At 70.7% G+C, this 21,351-nt stretch carries 17 protein-coding genes; 9 read left to right on the forward strand and 8 right to left on the reverse strand.

Going from position 1 to position 21,351, the window contains the following annotated elements:
- The first annotated feature begins 35 nt into the window (after positions 1–35).
- On the forward strand, positions 36–1,046 hold the full coding sequence (locus FOF48_RS27695) for an aldo/keto reductase (RefSeq protein WP_143906314.1): 1,011 nt from the start codon (positions 36–38) through the stop codon (positions 1,044–1,046).
- 121 nt (positions 1,047–1,167) lie between these two features.
- A complete protein-coding gene (locus FOF48_RS27700) occupies positions 1,168–3,243 on the forward strand; it encodes an ATP-binding protein (RefSeq protein WP_255442747.1) in 2,076 nt (691 codons plus the stop codon).
- A gap of 6 nt (positions 3,244–3,249) precedes the next feature.
- Here FOF48_RS27700 and FOF48_RS27705 read toward each other — a convergent pair whose 3' ends face one another.
- From FOF48_RS27705 to FOF48_RS27715, 3 genes are all read right to left on the reverse strand, one after another.
- Positions 3,250–4,038, reverse strand: coding sequence for a radical SAM protein (locus tag FOF48_RS27705; RefSeq protein ID WP_143906318.1), 789 nt, complete (start codon positions 4,036–4,038; stop codon positions 3,250–3,252).
- Between the two features lie 50 nt (positions 4,039–4,088).
- Positions 4,089–5,876, reverse strand: coding sequence for a DEAD/DEAH box helicase (locus FOF48_RS27710; protein ID WP_201756025.1), 1,788 nt, complete (start codon positions 5,874–5,876; stop codon positions 4,089–4,091).
- 141 nt (positions 5,877–6,017) lie between these two features.
- Complete coding sequence (locus FOF48_RS27715) at positions 6,018–7,958, reverse strand: ATP-dependent DNA helicase RecQ (RefSeq protein WP_143906320.1); 1,941 nt, start codon at positions 7,956–7,958, stop codon at positions 6,018–6,020.
- A 123-nt stretch (positions 7,959–8,081) separates the two neighbouring features.
- Here FOF48_RS27715 and FOF48_RS27720 point away from each other — a divergent pair, with 123 nt between their 5' ends.
- From FOF48_RS27720 to FOF48_RS27745, 6 genes are all read left to right on the forward strand, one after another.
- Complete coding sequence (locus FOF48_RS27720; RefSeq protein ID WP_186002098.1) at positions 8,082–9,674, forward strand: asparagine synthase C-terminal domain-containing protein; 1,593 nt, start codon at positions 8,082–8,084, stop codon at positions 9,672–9,674.
- Positions 9,675–10,868, forward strand: coding sequence for a glycosyltransferase (locus FOF48_RS27725; RefSeq protein ID WP_143906324.1), 1,194 nt, complete (start codon positions 9,675–9,677; stop codon positions 10,866–10,868).
- A complete protein-coding gene (locus tag FOF48_RS27730; RefSeq protein WP_143906326.1) occupies positions 10,865–11,719 on the forward strand; it encodes an ROK family protein in 855 nt (284 codons plus the stop codon). Before FOF48_RS27725 ends, FOF48_RS27730 begins: the two co-directional genes overlap by 4 nt.
- Positions 11,720–11,856: 137 nt before the next feature.
- Positions 11,857–12,747 carry a S1C family serine protease gene (locus FOF48_RS27735; RefSeq protein WP_143906327.1) on the forward strand — a complete coding sequence of 297 codons (891 nt, stop codon included), beginning with the start codon at positions 11,857–11,859 and terminating at the stop codon, positions 12,745–12,747.
- A 12-nt stretch (positions 12,748–12,759) separates the two neighbouring features.
- On the forward strand, positions 12,760–13,674 hold the full coding sequence (locus FOF48_RS27740; RefSeq protein ID WP_143906329.1) for a S1C family serine protease: 915 nt from the start codon (positions 12,760–12,762) through the stop codon (positions 13,672–13,674).
- An 81-nt stretch (positions 13,675–13,755) separates the two neighbouring features.
- The gene (locus FOF48_RS27745; protein ID WP_255442748.1) at positions 13,756–14,481 is read left to right on the forward strand and encodes a phytanoyl-CoA dioxygenase family protein; all 726 of its coding nucleotides are present in this window, start codon (positions 13,756–13,758) and stop codon (positions 14,479–14,481) included.
- Between the two features lie 116 nt (positions 14,482–14,597).
- Here the strand turns inward: FOF48_RS27745 and FOF48_RS27750 are convergent, their stop codons facing one another.
- Positions 14,598–14,834: a hypothetical protein gene (locus tag FOF48_RS27750; RefSeq protein WP_143906332.1), complete on the reverse strand. Its 237-nt coding sequence runs from the start codon at positions 14,832–14,834 to the stop codon at positions 14,598–14,600.
- A 190-nt stretch (positions 14,835–15,024) separates the two neighbouring features.
- Between FOF48_RS27750 and FOF48_RS27755 the strand changes: the two genes are divergently transcribed.
- Entirely contained in the window at positions 15,025–16,017 is a 993-nt protein-coding gene (locus FOF48_RS27755) for an oxygenase MpaB family protein (protein ID WP_143906334.1), read from the forward strand.
- Between the two features lie 59 nt (positions 16,018–16,076).
- On the opposite strand, the gene FOF48_RS27760 is transcribed toward FOF48_RS27755, so the two are convergent.
- From FOF48_RS27760 to FOF48_RS36595, 4 genes are all read right to left on the reverse strand, one after another.
- Positions 16,077–16,664 (reverse strand): thioredoxin family protein, encoded by a 588-nt coding sequence (locus FOF48_RS27760; RefSeq protein ID WP_143906336.1) that lies wholly within the window; start codon positions 16,662–16,664, stop codon positions 16,077–16,079.
- A gap of 64 nt (positions 16,665–16,728) precedes the next feature.
- Entirely contained in the window at positions 16,729–19,044 is a 2,316-nt protein-coding gene (locus tag FOF48_RS27765) for a protein-disulfide reductase DsbD (RefSeq protein ID WP_143906338.1), read from the reverse strand.
- Between the two features lie 164 nt (positions 19,045–19,208).
- Positions 19,209–20,564: a VWA domain-containing protein gene (locus FOF48_RS27770; protein WP_143906341.1), complete on the reverse strand. Its 1,356-nt coding sequence runs from the start codon at positions 20,562–20,564 to the stop codon at positions 19,209–19,211.
- A gap of 481 nt (positions 20,565–21,045) precedes the next feature.
- The gene (locus FOF48_RS36595; protein WP_161664823.1) at positions 21,046–21,210 is read right to left on the reverse strand and encodes a hypothetical protein; all 165 of its coding nucleotides are present in this window, start codon (positions 21,208–21,210) and stop codon (positions 21,046–21,048) included.
- Positions 21,211–21,351 lie beyond the last annotated feature (141 nt).

Genomic DNA, 21,351 nt, shown 5'->3' on the forward strand with positions numbered 1-21,351 from the left:
TCCCAGGGGAACGCACCCGCGGGGAGACACAGGACATGGAGACTCGAAAGCTGGGCAGGCAGGGCCTCACCGTTTCGGCGCTGGGCCTGGGCTGCATGGGCATGTCGGATTTCTATTCGGGCCGGGATGACACGGAGTCGGAGGCCACGCTGCTCCACGCGTTGGACCGGGGCATCACCTTCTTCGACACCGCGGACGCCTATGGCCCGGGACGGAACGAGAAGCTGGTGGGCCGCGTGCTCGGTCCCCACCGCGCGAAGCTCGTGCTGGCCACGAAGTTCGGCCTCGTGCGCGACCCGGCCAACCCGCAGTCGCGCGGCATCAACGGCCGGCCGGAGTACGTGAAGCAGGCGTGCGACGCGAGCCTGAAGCGCCTGGGAATGGAAGTCATCGACCTGTACTACCTGCACCGTGTCGACCCGAAGACGCCCATCGAGGACACCGTGGGCGCGATGGCGGAGCTGGTGAAGGCGGGCAAGGTGCGCTTCCTGGGGCTGTCGGAGGTCAACGTGGAGACACTGCGCCGCGCGTGCGCCGTGCACCCCATCACGGCGGTCCAGTCGGAATACTCGCTGTGGAGCCGTGAGCCCGAGGACGGCGTCCTCGAGGCGTGCCGCGAGCTGGGCGTGGGCTTCGTCCCCTACAGCCCCCTGGGCCGCGGCTTCCTCACCGGCCAGTTCAAGCGCATCGAGGACCTGCCCGAGGACGACTACCGCCGCCACTCGCCCCGCTTCCAGGGGGAGAACTTCCAGCGCAACCTGAAGCTGGTGGAGCACATCGACCGGCTCGCGCGCCAGAAGCAGTGCACGCCCGCGCAGCTCGCGCTCGCCTGGGTGCTCTCCCGGGGCCAGGACGTGGTCCCCATCCCGGGCACCAAGCGCCGCAAGTACCTGGACGACAACCTGGGCGCCCTGGACGTGAAGCTCACGCAGCAGGACCTGGCGGACATCGAAGCCATCGCGCCGCCGGGAGTGGCCGCCGGGGACCGCTACCCCGCCGCCATGCAGGGGTCCCTCCAGCCCAACGCTCGGAAGGAAGCCCGCTGAAGGCCGGTCCCACGCCTCCATGACCCTTCCCGTCCCGTCCACCCCTCGTCATCCACCGGAACCACCGCCCTCCTTCGTCCCTCCGCAGCCGCCCAGGGACTCTCGGAGGAAGGAGGGCTCCGTGCTGACGCGCTACGGGCTGGCGGCGGCGAGCGTCCTGATGGCGTTCCTCGTCCAACGGGCGCTGTGGCCGTACATGTCCAGCGCCCCCTTCCTGGCCTTCTTCGCCGCCGTGACGTTCTCCGGGTGGCGAGGCGGCTGGGGGCCCGGAATCCTCGCCACCGGCCTCTCCCTGCTGACGGTGGACTACTTCTTCATGGCCCCGCGGGAGACCTGGGCCACCGCCCCTGGGAACTTCGTCGCGCTGGGCTTCTTCCTGGTGCTGTCGATCTTCGTGACGATCCTCAACGTGAGCCTGCGACAGGCCAACGTGGAGCGCGCGGACCTCCTGGAGCGCGAGCGCGCGGCCCGCGCCGCCGCCGAATATGAGCGCGCCCGGCTGTGGGAGCTGTTCATGCGCGCGCCCGCGCACCTGGTCATCTTCCGCGGGCCCGAGCACCGCTTCGAGCTGTCCAACCCGCTCAACTCCTCGATGTTGGGCGACCAGGACCTCCTGGGCCGGCCCTTGCGCGAGGTGAGCCCCAGGGACGAGGCGGAGCGCATCGCGCGGCTGCTCGACCGCGTCTACAGGACGGGCGAGCCCTTCCAGGGCCGGGAGCGGTCGCTCAAGATTCCCCAGTCGGACGGCGCCGTACGCGAATACATCTTCGACATCACCTACACGCCCACGCGCGACACGCAGGGGCGGGTGGACGGCATCGCCGGCTTCGGCTTCGACGTGACGGACCTGGTGCGCGCCCGCGCGCGGGCGGAGCGGCTGGCGCGCGAGCTGTCGCACAACGAGGAGCACCTGCGCCTGCTGGCGGGCGCCAGCTCCTTCCTGGCCACGTCGCTGGACTACAAGGCCACGCTGGGCAACGTGGTGCGCCTGGCGGTGCCCGCGCTGGCGGACTGGTGCATCGTCGACATGATGATGGAGGACGGCACCTTCAAGCGGCTGGAGGTGGCGCACGCCCCCGGGGAGGACGCAGCGCTCCGGGAGCCGCTGTGGAGCCCGGCGCCCTACCACTCCATCGCGCCCCGGCTGAGCGGCGCCCTCCCGCTGCTGTTCCGGGGGCAGCCCTTCTTCATCGAGACGGTCACCGAGGAGAGCCTGCGTCAGATGACGAGCGACCCGGGGCGGCTGGAGCTGTTCCAGCGGATGCAGCTGCGCTCCATCGCGCTGGTGCCCATGCTGGCCGGAGAGCGCACGTTGGGCATCCTCAGCTTCGCCACCACCTGGCGGTCCGGCCGCTTCTACACGGCCGCGGACCTGCCCTTCCTCCAGGAGCTGGCCAACCGCGCGGCGCTGTCCCTGGAGAACGCGCGGCTGTACCGCGAGGCGCGCGAGGCGGTGCGCCTGCGCGACGAGTTCCTGTCCATCGCGAGCCACGAGCTGAAGACGCCGCTGACGCCGCTCAACCTCAAGCTCCAGTCGCTGCGGCGCGAGCTGGGGCGCACCCCGGGCCCCGTGCGGCGCGAGCTGGTGGAGAGCTACCTGGACGTGGGCTCGCGGCAGTTGAAGAAGCTGGCGGAGCTGGTGAACGACCTGCTGGACGTGTCGCGCATCGCGGCGGGGCGGCTGTCCCTGGTGTCCACGCGGGTGGACCTGGTGGAGCTGGTGCGCGAGGTGGTGGCCTCGTACGAAGGTCCCGCCGCGCGCTCCGGCTCCACGCTGCGGCTGGAGGTCGAGGAGGGCGTGGCGACGGGGTGGTGGGACCGGCCGCGCCTGGAGCAGGTGGTGGTGAACCTGGTGGACAACGCCATCAAGTACGGCCAGGGGCGCCCCATCGACATCCGCTTGGAGACGCACGCGGGGAAGGCGTCGCTGACGGTGCGAGACCAGGGCATCGGCATCTCGGAGGAGTCGCTGCCGCGCCTCTTCGGCCGCTTCGAGCGCGCGGTGAGCGAGCGGCACTATGGCGGCCTGGGGCTGGGGCTCTACATCACCCGCACGCTGGTGGAGGCCATGGGCGGGACGGTGCGCGTGGAGAGCCGCCTGGGGCAGGGCTCCGTCTTCACGGTGGAGCTGCCGCTGCGCGCGGAGCCGCCGATCCGCCCGGAGCAGATGCCCCCGGCGGACCCCGCCTCGCCCTGAGCCGCATCAAGGCCGGGCGCGGGGCAATTGCGCGTGCGGTTCCCACGGCCCGCTGGAGCCCAGGCAGTGGCGACAGGTCGCCAGCGGCGTGTCCCGTTCCAGATAGGTGAGCAGGCGCGTGAGCAGGTCGGGCGCGTCGAGCGCGACGCCATCCTCTCGCGCGAGCGCGGGCAGGTGCGGGTGCGCGGCGGCGAGGACGGTGGCGACGTGGGGCGGGCGGGTGCAGGTGTAGAAGCGGCCCTGGTGGACGAGGTGGCAGCGCTGCTTGAGCCAGCACTTCGCGAAGACGTCCTGGACCTCCGCGTCGGACGCGAGGGGTGCGTCCGGGGTGATGCGCTGGAAGGCGTCGATGGCCTTCACGGTGAGGTGGACGCCGTGCTGGTCACAGCGCTCGGTGATGCGGGTGATGGAGCGCTCGGGGAGGGGCGCGGAGGAGTAGAACGACAGGGTCATCCGGTCGAGCCGTTCATAGACGGCGTCGGGGGCGCTCTGGGCGAGGAAGCCATTGGTGGTGATGGACACCTGTTCGCAGAGGCCGGAGGCGCGCACGACGTCGAGCACGGCGGGCAGGTCTGGATGGAGGAACGGCTCGCCGCCGGTGAGCTTGAAGACGTTGGGCTTGAGCACGCGCGCCAGCTGGCGCAGGTCCTCGCCCAGCGCCGAGGGCGTCACGGCCCACGCGGGCAGGTGCGGCGACAGCGGGCAGCACTGCGCGCAGCGCAGGTTGCAGTGCGTGGTGACATGCGTCTCCAGGGACCAGGTGAGGACGCGGCCGTCGTGAAGCTCGTAGCGCACGGCGCTGGAGTCTATCCCCGAATCAGGAAGGGGCCTGAAGCGGTCGGCCTTCAGCTCTCGGTGAGGACGAGTTGGTCCATGGCACGGGTCATCGCCACGTAGAGCAGCCGGGCCTCCTCCTTGGCGTCAGGACGCTCGGGATCTGGACGTTTGAGACGGGGGATGGCGACGACCGGGAACTCCAATCCCTTGCTGGAGTGGAACGTCAGCACCTTCACGCTGGCCTCGGCTGACTTGAAGGCGGATTGCCCAGCGCCTTTTCCCACCCATTGCAGCGGAATCCCCAGCTGGCCCAGGTGCCTGACCGCCCGCTGTCCGATGTCCACGCTGCGGTAGAGCAGCGCCATCTCATTCCAGGCACGACCCTCCGCGTGGAGCTGCTGGAAGCGCCCCGCGATGTAGCGCAGCTCTTCATGCAGGCTGGGCAGGGAGATGATCTTCGGAACAGGGCCACGGCGTCCGGCGGACTGGGGCTGGACGAGCGGAACGCTGTCCTCGTCCGCGTCGCTGGGAGTCAGCACCTCCCGCGCGAAGTCCGCTGCGAACCGCAGGATGTCCGCGGTGTTGCGGTAGTTCAGCCGCAGGATGGTCGTGCGCCCCTGCGCCTGGATGCCCACGCTTCGGAAGCTGAACCGCTTGTGCGGATAGATGGACTGGGCGTCGTCGTAGAGCAGCAGCAGTGAATTCGTACCCGGGTCCACCATCTGGGAGATGAGCTTGAACCATTCCGGCTGGAAGTCATGTCCCTCGTCGATGAGCACCGCGCCATATTGAGCCCTGGGGATGAGGCCTCGATCCACGGCGGCGATGACCCGCTGGACAAGCTGCTCGGCGTATTCACCGCCCGTCAGCCCTTGCGGTGGAAGGCCCGCGTGGAAGTGACGGAGCTGTGCGTGGCACCAGGCATGGAAGGTCTGGATGACGACCTGCTGTGAGAGCCCCTGGGCGCGCAGCATCTGCTCCAGCCATCCATAGAGCGGCTTCCCGAAGCAGAGCACCAGGATGGGGCGCTGGAGTGCCTTGGCCAACTGCAAGCAGCGGTAGCCCAGGATCATCGTCTTGCCGGAACCGGCGACCCCGTGGATGACACGATGGCCCTCCCCCAGACTGCGCGCCAATTGCTCCTGCTGGAGGTCCATGATGCGGATGAGATCCGGCACCGACAGCTCCAGCTCGGCCTGGGCCGGTGCGGACCGGACGAGCGGGGTGCCTCCAATCCGCAGTTCGGGGAAGACATGCCAACGGATCCGGTCCAGTTGCGGCAATGAGACAGGCTGCGTGGGAGACCACGGGAACATGTTCCAGAGCCGGTTCTGGAACTTCTCGGGTTCGACGTCCTCCGCCATCTCATCCCGGCAGATGACCCGATGGGGCGGCAGGGCCAGCCCCAGCTCCCCTTCTTCGAACTGCTTCCGGGTGATGTTCGAGAGGACGACGCCGTGGCTCCAGGGCAGGACCAGCCGGCCTCGATGGGGACCACTGGGCTCCAGGAGCATCGGGTCGCGCTGGAGCAGCGTCGCGATCTCTTGAGCGTAGGTACGTGACTGCTCGAAAGGGTTGGTGACTTCCTTCGGGCCTGATTCCGTCATCAGGACAGCGCGTGTCTTGTCGAGGCGATGCAGGGTATCGCGCTTCCAGTCCTTCACCTCGAGCACCAGGAGCCCGCGGCGCGGATGCAGGATGATGAAGTCCGGATGATGCCCTGTCCCCCCGATGGGCACGTCGTACCAAAGCAGGTAGTCGTCCTCGAGCTTCTCCTCCAACCGGCGCGCGAACCGCTTCTCACCAGCCTGCATCCGGCCGAGGCACTGGTTCAGGGCTGGGATTAGCGTCGCCATGGACGAGCAGCGTATCCAGCACGACGAACAGGGGACAAGTCAGGCCAGGGAGCAAATCCCCCTCGACCGAGCCCGCCCATTGGCTGCCACGAATTGATGCACTCCGACGGACGTACGCCGATGCGGAGGACAGTGGGGCAGTTACCTGATGCGTCCACCCTCTTCACAGAACGCCAGCACCTGGGCGAATGGCCACTCGGCCAGGGTGCCGAAGAGCTTGTGCCCGCTGAGCTTCGCCTTGGACAGCGCGGGGCTGCTCAGGCCACAGAGGAACCGCGCGGCCTGTCTCGGGTGTCCCAGCGCCTCGGGGTGTTTCGCGACCAGCGCCCGGAACGGGGCCACGTCCAATTGCTCTCTCAAGTCCGGCTTCGGGTGCGGCGGCGGCAACACGCGGGCTACTCCTGTGCGGCAGAACGTGCAGTGGCCGCAGGGCGCGTCCCGCTGCTCTCCGAAGTGGGCCACCAGCGCGTTGCTCTGACACCCGTCGTTCGTGACGAGCCGAAGCACCTCGCGCACCCGCGACACCTCCTGCGCTTCGCGCTTCTGGAAGCGCTCCTGCAACAGGGCCACGAGCGCCATCGCGTCCTCGTGCTCGCGCAGCCGCATGTAACGCTGGCGCGGTTCGGCCACCTGCACCTCGGCGTAGCCCTGCTCCTGGAAGTAATCGAGCGCCTTCACCACCCGGTCGCGCGGCTGCCCCAGCGCCTTCGACACCTCGGCGGGGTCGAACGTGTACCAGGTGCGTCCCTTCTTCGCGTGCGCGAACAGGTCCTTCACGAAGCGCGCTCGCTCTCCCTGGAACTTCCCGACCAGCGCCTCCACCGAACCCGCAGGCTGCACCTTGTAGCCTGCGTAGAACGGCGTGCCCTGGCGCAGCACGCCCTCCAGCTCCAGGTACGTCAGCGCCGTGCGCAGCACCAGGGGCCGCAGGTCGTGGCGGTTGCCCAACGCGTACAGGTCCAGGTGCAGCTCCGGGCCTCCGGCCAGCAGCCCCGTCACCAGACTCTCCAGCGCCTCCGGCAGCGGCGTGTCCCCGAGCGCGAAGTTCTCCAGCGTGGGCACGTCATCCGGACACGCCAGCAGCTCCACCACGGACGGCTTGCCATCGCGGCCGGCGCGGCCGATCTCCTGGCTGTAGCTCTCCAGCCCCTTGGGCAGGTTGTAGTGATACACCGCGCGCACGTCCGCCTTGTCGATGCCCATCCCGAACGCGATGGTCGCGACGACGATGCCCTCCGCCGAGTGCGTCCAGGCCTCCTGCACCCGCTCGCGGTCCTCCGACTCCAGGCCCGCGTGATAGGCGCTCGCGGGCAGGCCCTCCGCACGAAGGAGCGCCGCCACGCGCTCCGCCGTCTTCTGCAACGTGACGTAGACGATGGTGGAGCCGGGTGGCCGGGACTTCAGTCGCTCCACCAGCAGCGCATCCCGCGCCTCGATGCCCGTGGGCGTCGTCTCCAGCGTGAGGTTGCCCCGGTAGAAGCCGGTGACGACCGCGTGCGACTCCGGGATGCCGAAGCCCTCGCAGATGTCGTGCACCACCTGCGGCGTCGCGGTGGCGGTGAGCGCCAGGACGCGCTCCGCGGCCAGCGTCCGCGCCGCCTGCGCGAGCTTGAGGTAGTCCGGGCGGAAGTTGTGTCCCCACTCGGAGACACAGTGCGCTTCGTCCACCGCGAAGAGGGAGATGGGCAGCTCCCCCAGCAGCCCCATGAAGCGCTCGTTGTTGAAGCGCTCCGGTGCCACGTAGAGGAGCTTCAGCGTTCCATCGCGCAGGGCCTCCGTCACCTCGCGGGATTCCTCCAGCGACAGCGAGGAGTCCAGCCGCGCCGCGCGGATGCCCCGTCGCCCCAGCGCGTCGATCTGATCCTTCATCAACGCGATGAGCGGTGAGACCACCACCGTGAGTCCGTCGAGGAGCAACGCGGGCAACTGGTAGCACAGCGACTTGCCGCCGCCCGTGGGGAACACCGCGAGCGCGGAGCCCTGGGGCTTCAACAGCGCCGTGAGCACCTCGCGCTGTCCGGGCCGGAAGGACTCCAGCCCGAAGCGCTCCCTCAACACGACGTCCACCGCATCCTCCCGCATGTCCCGCCCTCCCCTGTTCGCGTGAGTCCCATGAGCCCAGCGCACGGCAGGCACGTCGGCCTGCCGGCGACAGGGAGGCGGACTCTACATGAGGGCCACCGTGGCCTTTATGATGCCCCTCGAATGCCGACCCGAACTCCCTCCCTGCGCAGGGCGCCCACGCGCGGCCTGCCTCCCCGGGCGGTGGCCGACCTGCTGTGCCATGCCCGTGCATCCAACGCGGGGCTGCGCCCCGGCGTGGAGCGCATCGACACGGCGCTGCCGCGAGTGGTCCGGGAGGTCGGCACGCACGACGAGGACGCGCTCGCGGAGAGGCTGCTGGCCGTCTGGTCCGACACCGTGCGGGCCCATGTGGAGGCAGGCACGTACGAGGTGAGCCTGAGCGGCGGGGTGGACAGCGCCGCCCTGTGCGCGATGGCCGCGCGCCATGCCCCCGGGAAGGTGCGAGCCTGGACCATGGACGTGCACTTCGCGGACGCGGTGGAGCGAAGCAACGCGCGGCGGATGGCGAAGGTGACCGGCGCGGAGCTGGTGGATGTGCTCATCCCCGACGCCGTGCTGCCGGACCTGTTTGAACACGCGGTCCTCGCCAACCAGACCGTCATCCTCAACGCCCGCGCCGTGGCGAGCGCGGTGTTCTACCTGCAAGCCCGTCAGCAGGGCGCGAGCCCCGTGCTCCTGAGCGGCGCGGGAGCGGATGAAGTGCTCCAGGGCACGCCAGGAGCCCCCGGCTTCGCGAAGGCCCGCGTGGACGAGGACCGCGCCCTCGCCGTGCGGGTCTTGAGGCACGGCGCGCTGGCGCTCCAACGCGGAGGGCGCGATCACGCGGAGGCCCGAACCGGAGACACGGCCCTCCTGGAGCGCGATGCCCCGGCCGCTGTGGATAACTTCGGGGCCCCGCTCCGAGCCGGCTCGCACGATCATGAAGACGCCCCCGGAGACACACGGGGGGCTGTGGACAACTCAGGAAGGCCTCTGTCCGGGACTCCCGGCCACGATCAGGAAACACAGCCACACACGCGGCCGTCCCCTGAGTCGGCTCCCTCTGGGATTCGCGGTGCCGATCAACGGCCGGGCCCTCGCGACGAAATGCCGCTTGTGGACAACTTGAGGGCTGTTTCCCAGGGGCAGGACGGCGATCACGCCCCGGACCACCCCCCTGTGGACAACCTGGGGAACAGCCTCGGCGCGATGCCCGCGCCGTGGGAGCTGCCCTCGGAGCATCCGCTCGCGACCGAGGAGCTGCGCTACGCGGAGTGGGTGCTGCACGAGCTCATCCTCCCGCCCGAGCTGCGCGGTGCGAGGGCGCATGGGCTCACGGTCCGTACGCCCTATCTGGATGCGGCGTTCGCCCGGGTGGCGCTCGCGCTGCCGGAGTCCGTGCTGCTGCGGGACGGGTTCGGCAAGTGGCTGTTCCGGCACGCCGTGCGCTCGCTCGTCCCCGACGAGGTGCGCCTCGCGCGCAAGACGCCCCGGTACGGCCACACCGCGCTCTCCAGCCCCGTGCGCACGCGCTGGCTGGAGCTGTATCGCGCCTGGCTGTCCCCGGGGCGCCTGGAACCCCTTCAAGTCATCGACTCGCGAGCCGTGTCGGACCTGCTGGAGCGCTATGCGCGCCTGCCCTCCGACGACCCGAGCACCGGCGCCATGGACCGGTTGTTGATGCGACTCGTGTCCCTGGCCATGCTCCAGGCTCACGCCGAGGCGCACACCTGAATGTCCCGAGTCCTGATCGCCACCTCCCCCGAGAAGGGGCACCTCAACCCGATGGTCGGTGTCGCCCAGTGGCTGCGCCGTCTGGGGCACACCGTCGGCTGGCTGTGCATCCCTGAACCCGCGCCGCAGCTCGAGTCGTTGGGCGTGGAAGTGTTGCGCCTGCCACACGTCGACGCAGCACCTCCAGGCATCGAGACAGGCGGCGAGGCGCTGGCGAAGCTGGTGCTGGACGACGTGGCGCTCGGGAAGTGGATTCGAGGGCTGTTGCTGGACGCGGCGCCCGCGCTCCTGGAGCCGGTGCGCGAGGTCGTGCGCGCCTTCCGTCCCGACGTGATGGCGCTGGACGGGATGCAGTACGCGGCGGTCCTCGCGGCGCACACGGAAGGCATCCCCTGGGCGGGCGTGTCCTCCGCGCTCACGCTGCTGGAGCCCCGGCCGGAGATTCCCCTGCTGCGCAACGTGAAAGCGCTCCAGGAGGACCGGCAGGCGCTGTTCCGCCGTCACGGCTTCGATGCGCGCTTCCGCACCTGTGAATGCCTGTCGCCCCGGCTCAATGTCATCTTCGCCACCGAGGCGTTCCTGGGCCCGGATGCCGGAGTGCCGCCGCACACGCTGCTCGTGGGCCCATCGACTCCGCCCGAACCCCGGGGTGACGAGGTGCCATTCCCCTGGGAGCGATTGGGCGACAAGCCCGTGCTGTATGTGTCCTTCGGCAGTCAGATCTCCTATCAGCCGGAGCTGTTCCGCCTCATCGCGGAGGCCGCGCGGCCCTTCGGCGTGACGCTGGTGCTGTGCGCGGGCGAGCTGGCCGGCACGGACTTCCCAAGCACCCTGCCCGGTGACGTGGTGGCGGTGCCGTACACGCCGCAGCGTCAGGTGCTGGAGCGCGCGGCGGCGTTCATCTCCCACGGGGGCGCCAACTCGGTGATGGAGGCGATGACGGCGGGCGTGCCGATGTTGCTGCTGCCGGTGTGCAATGATCAGCCGGTGCAGGCGCACTTCCTGGAGAAGTCCGGCGCGGGACTCGCGAGGGACCCACGGACGCTCACGGTGGAGTCCTGCCGTGAAGCCATCGCCCAGCTCCTCTCGCCGGAGTCGAGGATGCGCGAGCGCGTGTCGGAGATCTCCCGCTCCTACCGCGCGCACGACGGCGCGAGGACGGCCGCCGAACGCATCGCGGGACTCGTGGCGTGAGTCGCGCCTGGAAGCCGCGCCGTCATCATCCGGAGGGCGTCACGCCGCTGGAGGTGTGGAACCTGCCGGTGCTGGGACGCGAGCTGTGGGAGTTGTTGGGCTCACCGTGGGTGGAGGACGACCGGCGCGCGGGAGTGCCCGGCACCACGCTCACGGGGCGCGTGATGCCTCCGCTGGCCGCGGCGCTCCAGCTGCTGGTGGGGCGGCATGCTCCCGATGCGGCGTATCTGAGCGGAGGGCTGGCGGAGCTGGAGGGCTTCCCCGCCGCGCTGAAGGAAGCCACGGCCGCCCTGCACTGTCCGGTGCACATCGCGCCCGCGCCGCGCTTCGCCCCCGTGCGTGCGGGCCTGCGGATGCTGGAGGCACAGGACGCGAGAAGCCCCGTCGCGGTGGACGTGGGCCAGACGAGCATCAAGTGCGCGAGCCCTGGAGTCATTCGGGTGTTTGAACGAAACCTGTCCACGCTCCCGCCGCTGTTCATCGGGCAACCGCGCCCCGACGATGGCCATCACATCCGGGACACGGTGGCGTTCATCGCGAGTGCGTTGAGGACCTTCCTCGCGGAGGACGCGAGCGGGGTCCCGGACGCGGTGTGCCTCGCGTTGCCCTGTCCGCTGGATGAGGACCTGATGCCCGGCGGTTGTACCTATGGCTTTGAAGGCGCGGCGTCCCTCGTCGCGGACATCCTCGCGCTGGCGGAGCTACCGGAGACCGGGGGCCCGGTGTTCGTGCTCAACGACGCGGAGCTGGCGGCTGAGTCCGCGCGGCGCGATGCCCGGGTGAAGGGCCAGCGAGTGCTGTGCATGTCCCTGGGCTTCGGCCCGGGAGGCGCACTGCTCGACCGGGGCTGAGACACCCTGCCCGAAGCGTCGGGCACCTCTCCAGAAGGTCAGGTGTCCTGCCCGAACGGGTAGGTCCGCGTCCTGCCCGGTCCGCCGATGTGGCGCGCTTTCGAGCCCTTTAGTTTCTGGCTCGAAAGGAACACATCATGTCCACCGACACCCTCCAGTCCCTCTCCCAATCCATCTCCACTGTCGTCGAGCGCATCGCTCCCTCCCTCGTCCGCGTCGAGGCCCGCCGCCGCCGGGGCGCGAGCGGCGTCGTCTGGGATGCCGACGGCCACATCCTCACCACCAGCCATGCCGTCGAACATGAAGGCTCCATCCAGGTGGGCCTCGCGGATGGCCGCTCGGTCTCCGCGGAGCTCATCGGCCGCGACCCGAGCACCGACCTCGCCCTCCTCAAGGCCGACGCCACCGGGCTGACCGCGCTCGCGCCCGCGCCGCTCGACGACGTGAGGGTGGGCAACGTGGTGCTGGCCCTGGGCCGCCCGGGCCGCACCGCTCGCGCCACGCTGGGCATCGTCAGCGCGTTCGGCGGCGACTGGCGCACGCATGCGGGCGGGCAGGTGGACCGCTACCTGGAGACGGACGCGGACCTCCCTCCTGGCTTCTCCGGCGGCGCGCTGGTGGATGCGCAGGGCCGCTTCCTCGGCATCCCCACGGCGGCCTTCTCGCGCACCGCCGCGGTCATCCTCCCTGGCGGCACGTTGACGCGCGTGGCGAACGCGCTGCGCGAGCACGGCGGCATCCGCCGCGGCTACCTGGGCGTGGGCGCCTACCCGGTGCGCCTGCCACGTGAAATCGACGGCACGAAGGCGGGGCTCATCCTGCTCTCCGTGGATCCAGACGGACCGGCACAGAAGGCCGGGCTGCTGCTGGGTGACGTGCTGGTGAGCCTGGGCGGCCAGCCCCTGCACGGAGTGGAGGACCTGCTGGGCTACCTGGGCGGCGAGAAGGTGGGCGCGTCCATCCAAGCGAAGGTGCTGCGCGCGGGCGACCTGCGCGAGGTGCCCATCACCGTGGGCAAGCGTTCATGAAAGGAGCCGGCCATGAAACTGTTGCAGCAGCTTTCCGATGATCTGGAAGGACTCGTCGCCGGAGCGGCGCCGGCGGTGGTGGGCGTGGAGCACGCGCGAGGACATGGCACCGGCCTGTTCCTCACGCCGGACGGCTACGTGCTCACCAACCGGCACGTGGTGATGCGCACGCAGAAGCGCCTCACCGTGCAGCTCCACAACGGCGAGGAGCGCCGGGGCACCCTGGTGGGCGCGGATGCCCCCACCGACCTCGCGGTGGTGCGCGCGGAGGGCGACGACTTCCCCACGCTGCCGCTCGCGGATCCAGAGTCCGTCCGGGTGGGGCAGTTGGTGATGGCCATTGGCAATCCCTTCCGCCTGGAGCAGTCGGTGTCGCTGGGCGTGGTGAGCGCCATCAACCGCTCCATCACGCTGCCGGACGGCGTCATCCTGGAAGGGATGCTCCAGACGGACGCGGCCATCAACCCGGGCAACTCTGGCGGGCCCTTGCTCGACACGCGCGGGCGCGTGGTGGGGCTCAACACGTTGGTGCTGCCGTTCGCGCAGGGCATCGGCTTCGCGGTGAGCGCCACGACAGCGGCCTGGGTCGCGAGCCTGCTCATCCAGCGCGGCCGGGTGGACCGGAAGTTCCTGGGCATCGCCGCGACGGCGGTGAACCTGGAGCCCGCGCTCGCGCGAGACACCGGCCAGCTCCGCGCCGTGAGGGTGCTGAAGGTGCAGGAGGGCACACCCGCCGAAGACGCGGGCCTCCAGGTCGACGACCTGCTGCTCGGCATCAACAGCCGGCCGGTCAGCAGCGTGGACGACCTGCAACGCCTGATGGCGCTCGCCACCGAGGACGCCGTGCACCTGGACGTGCTGCGCAAGGGGCGCCGCAGGGGCGTCTCCGCCAGGGCCCGGAAGCGCGTGGAGCCCGTGGCGGCCTGAGCCTTCTCCGGCTCCACGGGGGAGCCACCCCCGTGGAAACCGGAGCCGCCCGGGCGCGGCCGGTTCATGATGCGCGCCGCTATGTCCTCATCGAAGGCCCACGCCATGCCCCCGGAGCTGCCCGCACGCATCGAGCGCGAGGGCTTCGCCATCCTCGCGAAGGGCATCACGCCAGGGACCGCGGACGCCCTGCTCCAGGCCCTGCACGTCTTGAGCGACGCGGCGCCCCCCCAGCGGCGCGGAGGCGTGCGCAACCTGCTGGAGACCGTGCCCGCCGTCCGTGAACTGGCCCGCGCGGGCCCCGTGCGCGAAGCCGCCGAGTCCATCCTGGGCCCCCACTGCTTCGCGGTGCGGGGCTTGTTGTTCGACAAGACCCCGGACGCGAACTGGAAGGTCATCTGGCACCAGGACCTCACCATCGCCGTGCGTGAGCGCCGCGACGCGGCGGGCTTCGGCCCCTGGTCGGAGAAGGCTGACGTGCCCTGCGTGCAGCCACCCACGGCCATCCTGGAGGACATGATCGCCGTGCGCGTGCACCTGGACGACTGCGGGGAGGACAACGGCCCCGTGCGAGTCCTCGCGGGCTCGCACCGCGAAGGACGCCTGCCCGCCGCCAGCATCCCGGATTGGATTGAACGGACGGCACCCCAGGACTGTCTCGTGCCCCGGTGCGGCCTGCTGGTAATGCGGCCCCTGCTGTTGCACGCCTCGTCACCTGCCCGCGCCCCCGCGCATCGCCGGGTCATCCACCTGGAGTTCGCGGCGAGCCCCTTGCCCGGCGGCCTGGAATGGCACGCCCGCGTCTGAAGCCCATGGCACCGCGAGGGACGCACACGTCGAGTGGAAGCGAAGCCACGGCGGCACACCAGGAAGCGGCCCCCTGGCGTCATGCCCCCCAGCGGCACCGCGTGAACCGGTGAGTGCTACCGCTCGCCGTCGTCGCTGAGCGGTGGTGCTTCCCTGGCGGGCTCCGTGCCCTTCTGCGCGCCGTAGCCGCCAATGCCTTTCTGGAGGATGCGGTCCTCGCCCACGTCCTCGTCGGTGACATCTCCCCGCCCCGTCCCTGGGCGCTGGTGGCGAGCTTCACGCTCCAGCGACTCGGCGCTCTGGGTGTCGGCGCGCTCGCTCTCGGTCTTCGGCGTGCCCTTGTTGCTGGCCATGTTGCGTCTCCTGTCCGGGGCTCATGCCCTCCCAGACAAGGTCCGGCGCGCTCGCGCCCACGACAAGGCCACCCCACGGCCTGCGCGCGACGCATCGCCCATCCGGCAGCCCCCTCACCCTTCGGGGTACGGCAGTCCGTCGTGGCCCGGGCTAGCATCGCCGCGCCTCGCCTCCCGGAGCCTGCCCTTCATGAACGACCCGGCATCCCACGCACGCGCACCGGAGGACACCGCTCCTTCGGGCTGTCCCTTCTCAGGGGGCACCGGGCAGGTTCACGGCACCCACGTGCCCGGGCCCGTCTACCGCAAGCCGTTCTGGCGCCCGCGCCTGCCCGACGTGCGCCGTGAAATCGAGTCCCTGGACGCGAGGCGTGACTGCCAGCGCATCGTGCACCTGCTGACCAACTACGAGTTCCCGTTCGACATCGTGCGGTCGACGGAGATCGCGCTCTTCCACACCTATGGCAGCCGCTCCGTCTCCCGGCTGCTGGACCGCACCGGTGAATTCAACCAGCACGGTCAGAAGCGCTACGACGACACCCGGCTGCTCATCGCGCGGTTCATGGAGTGCGGCTGGGAGGGCGAGGCCGGGCGCCGTTCCCTGGAGCAGATGAATCACATCCACTCCTTCTTCCGCATCCCGAACGAGGACTTCCTCTTCGTGCTGTGGACCTTCATCGACTTCCCCATCCAATGGATGGTGGACTTCGGCTGGCGACCCTTCACCGCTCACGAGCGCGAGGCCTGGTTCCATTACTGGCGCGAAATCGGCGGGCGCATGGGCCTGAAGGACCTCCCGGAGGACAAGCCCGCGTACGACGCCTTCATCCGCGACTACGAGGCGCGCGAGTTCGTCCCCGATGAGGCCAGCCACCGCGTCGCCCAGTCCACCGTGGACATCCTGGCCGGCTGGGTACCGCGTCCGCTGCGCCCCCTGGTGGCCCCCATCAGCCTGGGCCTGGTGCCGCCGCGGCTGCTGCCCGCCATCCAGTTCGAGCCCCCTCCGTCCTGGGTCACGGGCCTGACGCGCGCGGCCCTCAAGGTGCGCAAGCACGTCAAACGCTTCGTCTCGCTGGAGCGCTACCCATCCACCGTCGAGACCAGCATCAACCGAACCTACCCCGGCAACACCTACCGCATCGAAGGCCTGGGCCCGAAGTACGCCCACCGCGAGCCGAAATGAAAAAGCCCGCGTCCTCCAGGGGGACACGGGCCTTCCACCGCTCGGAGGCGAACGGTGCTTCAGCTCTTGTACTTCACGGAGCAGCCGTACGGCTCGGAGGTCGCGGTCGGCACCTGCTGGCCGGTGAGGAGCGCGTCCACCGCCGTCTTCACGTAGTTGACCTTCGCGGTGTTCTTGCCGCGCGGATCATCGTCGATGGCGCCTGCGTAGCGGACCACGCCCTCACCGTCGATGACGTACATGTGCGGCGTCGTCTTCGCCGCGTAGCTCTTGCCCACCGCACCGTCCGTGTCGAGCAGCACCGGCTGGCTGAAGCCCTCCTTCTTCTTCCAGTCCGCCGCGGTCTTCGCGGAGTGCGTGGAGGACGAATCCACCGTCAGCCACACCACCTTCTTCGCATCGAAGCCCTTCTGCGTCGTCTGCATCGTCTTGGCCTCGTAGTGCCGCTTCACGAACGGACACTCCGGGTTCGTCCACTCGAGGACCACGACCTTGCCCTTGTACTCCGACAGCGAGTGGGCCTTGCCCGCCTCGTCCTTGAGCGTGAACGCCGGAGCGGGCTTGCCCACCTCCGCGGAGTCCGCGGCCAGGACGGGGGTGCCCACGAACGCAACGGTAAGCGCGAGTGCCTTGAAGACCTGCTTCATGACGGGACCTCCAGAGAGTTGAAAGCTGCGAACCAACACCGGCGCTGCCACTTCACTTCCCGACTCAGTGCCGGGCACACACCACCGAGCCACCCTTCAGCGGCGACCCGCACTCCGCCGCGCGCTGCACCGCCTGAATCACGCTGTCGGCGGTGAGCAGCTCGTTGAGCACCTCGGGCGCGTCCGGCGCACCCGGGCTCAGGACCAGATACATCGGCACGCCCGCGCGGCCATGCTCCGCCAGCTTCGTCGTGATGCGCGCGTCCCGCCGCGTCCAGTCCGCCACGAAGAAGGCCACGTTGTGCTTCAGGAACGCCTGCCGCACGTCGTCGCGCGACAGCACGGTGCGCTCGTTGAACTTGCACGTGAGGCACCAGTCCGCCGTGAAGTCCACGAACACCGGCTGCCCCGCCGCCAGCGCCGCGGACACCGCCGCCTCGTCCCAGGGCTGCGCCCCGCCGTGCGACGACGCCACCGCCCCGCGCGTCTCCAGCGACGCCTGCGCCTCGTCGAAGCGCAGCGCCACCGCGCCCGAGCCCACCAGCACCAGCACCGCCAACGCCACCGTCACGCCCCGGCGTCCCCCCTCCAGCCCCTGCGACTGGCCGTACAGCCACGTGCCCAGGCCCACCGCGATGAGGAACGCGAGCAGCCGCGCCATGCCATCCACCCCCGCCAGACCGCCCATCACCCACACCAGCCACACCGTCGTGCCCAGGAGCGCGAAGCCCAGGAACTGCTTGCCGCGCTCCATCCACATGCCCGGCTTCGGCAGCCGCTTCGCCAGGCCCGGCACCAGCACCAGCACACAGAAGGGCAGCGCCAGCCCCAACCCCAGCGCCAGGAACACCGCCACCACCGTGGCCGCGCCCGCCGCGAAGGCGAAGCCCACCGCCGTGCCCAACAGCGGCGCCGAACACGGCGTGGCCAGCACCACCGCCAGCACGCCTTCACCCGCGCTGCGCAGCAGGCCGTGGCTCTGGTCCACCTTGCCCGCCAGCGCCGTGCCGTCCGCGCCCAGCGTGTAGACCCCGAAGAGGTTCAGCGCGAACGCCACCACCACCGCGCTCACGCCCGCGACGAACAGCGGCTCCTGGAACTGGAAGCCCCAGCCCACGCTGCTGCCGCCCGCGCGCACCGCCAGCACCGCGCCCGCCAGGAGCAGCATCGTCGCCACGATGCCACCCGCGTACGCCAGGGCGTGCGGCACCACCTTCCCCTTCTCCTCCTGCACCAGCCGCGCGAAGCCATACGCCTTGATGGCCAGCACCGGGAACACGCACGGCATCAGGTTGAGCAGCGCGCCGCCCAGGAACGCGAACAGCAGCGCGAGCCCCAACCCCATGGACGACTCCGCCGCGACCGGCGCGGCCGCCGCCGGCTTCACCTTGCCCACCGCGTCCTTCATCGACGGCAGCTTCAACGGCGCAGCTTCCGCCACCGCCCCATCCGCCACCACCGGCGCGAGCGCCGTGTCCACGTCCACCGCCGTGAAGCCCGTGGCCCGCGTGCCCAGGCGCAGCGCACCGGTGAGCCGGGGCTCGCCCTTGGGCACCACCGACGACGCCTGCCCCTCCAGCGCGAACGTCCCCGGCGCCTTCTGCTTCAACGCCACGCGGTCCACGCCCGCGATGCGGCCAGGCACGAAGAAGTCACCCTCCACGCCGCCCGCGAACGGCTTGCCGTCCGCCGCCGTCACGGTGAGCGTGCCCGTGAAGGGCTTGCCCGCGGTGAGCGTCGTGCCATCCAGCGCCAGGGCCACGCGCGGCGCGCCCTGGCCGCCCACCGGCGCGGGCACCTGGGCCTGCGAGGCGTCGAACAGCGGCGCGAACTCCGCGTCCGTCACCGTCTCCGGCCCCACCGGCAGCGTGCGCGACAGCACCAGCTGCGCGGGGATGCAGTGCACCTTGCACGCGAGCGCATCCACCGCCGCGGACACCGTCAGCGTGCCCTGGGCCTGCTCCGACACGTGCGCGGGCGCGAACAGCAGCACCTCGTCGTGGTAGCCGTGCGTGGTGATGAAGCCGTCCGGCGTGCGGAACGTGCTGGGGAAGGGCCAGCGCAGGTCACCCACCTGGACGCCCGGCGCATCCCACGACACCTCCGTGGCCAGCCCCGAGTCTCCCGGGTTCTTCCAGTAGACGTGCCACTCCGGGTCCAGCTTGAGGCGCACTCCCACGCGAAAGTCGCCGCCCGCCTTCACCTGCGTGGCATCCAGGAGCAGCGCTCCCTCCAGGCGCGGGTCGCCCTCGTCGGGTGCGGTGCTGCCCACGGCGGTCGACGGCAGCGCGGCCTGGGCCACCGTCGCCAGCAGCAACACGCCCGCCACTCCCAGCCCACCGAGCCGGCTTCCAGACCTCTTGCTCCACGGATGCGTCATGCGACTCCCGTTAATTCACCTGGAAACGCCGTGCTACCTGGGATGCGTCCCCGCGGGGTGCACTCAACCTTCCAGGCGGACAGGCATTCCGCACACCCGCACGCCCGGCGCCGGGGGCCTGTGAGGACCCCACGCACCCTCGTACGCACCGGAGGCCCGCCGGGTTACGACTCTCCGCCACCCGTCTTCCAGGGCAGCAGCGCCCCGCTGTCCAGCGTCGCCGCCGGAGGGGCACCGCCACTCGCCACCGCGGGCAGGGCCGCGCGCGCCGCCGGAGGCGGAGGGACCCCCTGGGCGGCGACCGGGAACGCCGGCCCGATGCGGCTCATGGTGATGCGCGACACTTCGGACTGGGCCCGGCGCACGCCCAGCGCGGACGGCTGGGCCGCCCGTCGCTCCACCGCCCGTCTCAGGTCCGCCAGCCGGTCCACGTGCCGCTGCGCGGGGACGTCCGACGAGCCCAGGCGAGCGAGCTTGTAGAGCCCCTTGTCCGCGCCCTCGAGCGCCCGCTCCGCCGCGTCCTGCTGTCTGCGGGCGAGCGCCTTCCACGCGGCGGCCTCGAAGGAGACCAGCTCCAGCTCCGCGGACACGGCGCGCACGAAGCGGCCCTCGTCACTGTCCGGCAACAGGCGTGTCACAGGCACGGACAGCCGGCGGGTGTCGTTGTTCTCCGTGTACGAGGCGGTGACGGTGAGGTTCCAGTCCCCCTTCTCCAGCACGCCCGCGAAGAGGACCCGGCGCGGGAACGCGTGCGACACCGCCCCCAGCGCGGCGCTCATCGCGTCCCCTTCCACGCGCGACGGGTAGCGGTGGCGGCAACGCAGGTCCGCGAACCCCGTGGGCAGCACGTACACGCGCGCGTCGGACACCACCTCGCCGAACAGCTCCGCGCCCAGCGCGCCCACCGCCAGCGGCAGCCCCTCCGCGTCGTCCACGTGCGTGAAGCCCGTGCCGGACGGGCCCGTGAGCGCCTCCAGGATCTCGGGCAGGTAGTGCCGCCCCAGCCCCAGCGCGTGCAGCGCCACGCCGGAGTCCGACACCCGCTGGCCCAGCACCTTGAACTCGCCCAGGGCGGTGGGCCCCACGGAGGGCTCGCCGTCCGTGAGCATCAGCAGCTGCGGCCGGGCCCCCGGCACCAGCACGCGCCGCACGGCCTCCGCGCCGCGCTCCACGGCCTCGTGCAGCGCGGTGCCTTCACCCGACTCCAGGCGCGACAGCGTCTTCAGGAAGGACGCCTTGGCGCTCGCGTCCATGGCGCGCACGGGCAGCACCTGCTCGGCGTCCGCGTCGAAGGTGAGCAGCCCCACGTAGTCGCGCGGGCCCGCGCGCTCCACCAGCGCGCGCGCCGCCTCCACCGCCGCCGCCAGGGGCGCGCCCCGCATGGACGCGCTGCGATCGATGACCAGGTTCACCGCCACCGGGGCCCGAGGCGTCTCCGCTTCGGCCTCCAGGGTCACGAGCAGCAGCACTTCGCGGCCGCTCTCCGCGTCGCGCTCCACCGCCCAGGCCGTCTGCTTCATCCGCACTCCCGCATGGTGGGTGGGGCCCATCCTGCCGCGAATCCGTCGCGAAGACGCTCCCAGGCCCCGAACTCCCGGGCCCAAGGCCCACGTCCGTCCCGGAGGTCCTGCCGCTTGCTTCGGCAGGATGTCGGGTTTCCGGTCGTGAAAGCAACGTGTCCTGCCCGACCACGTCCCCACGGTTCCGCGCCCCGGCGTGGCCAGCGATCACCCCCGCGCAACCCGCCCGGAGCGCCTGGAGAGGCCCTGGGTCACCCCCGCGAGCCCAGCGCTCAACAGAACCGTTCAACGCTTTACGGATTTACTTCATGAGGGATTCAGGACCGCGCATCCCGGGGTCACGCGCCAGGGGCTCGACCCGGCCCGGAGGCGGGGAGCGCCGCTGCGTCAGCGCACTGCATCAACTTCCGGGAGTGCAAGCCGCCCCCCGGACCTCTCAACGAATGCCCCCGCGCAGTCCACCGGCCGCGGGGGCCCCGGCTCACTCCACCACGCTCCAGCCGCCCCAGGCCTCTTCGTCCAGGTGCCCCCAGCGCCGGTCCTCGGTGGGCTGCAGGGGCAGCACCGCCCGTCCACTCTCACCTTCGTCGCCCAGGTCCAGGTAGTCCCGCCCCTCGTCCAGATACGTGCTCTCGTCGTGGCTCATGTCCGGCTCCCTGGGCGCTCCGTTCACGGGGTGTACGGCCTTGACGGCTCGCGTCCCCTTGGACGCCCTGCGTCGGTCACCCGGGCCTGCCCCATGCGGGCCCTTTACAAGCACTTCTTGACCGATTTACGAACATTTTGG

This window comes from Corallococcus sp. Z5C101001, assembly GCF_007352635.1.
Classification (GTDB): domain Bacteria; phylum Myxococcota; class Myxococcia; order Myxococcales; family Myxococcaceae; genus Corallococcus; species Corallococcus silvisoli.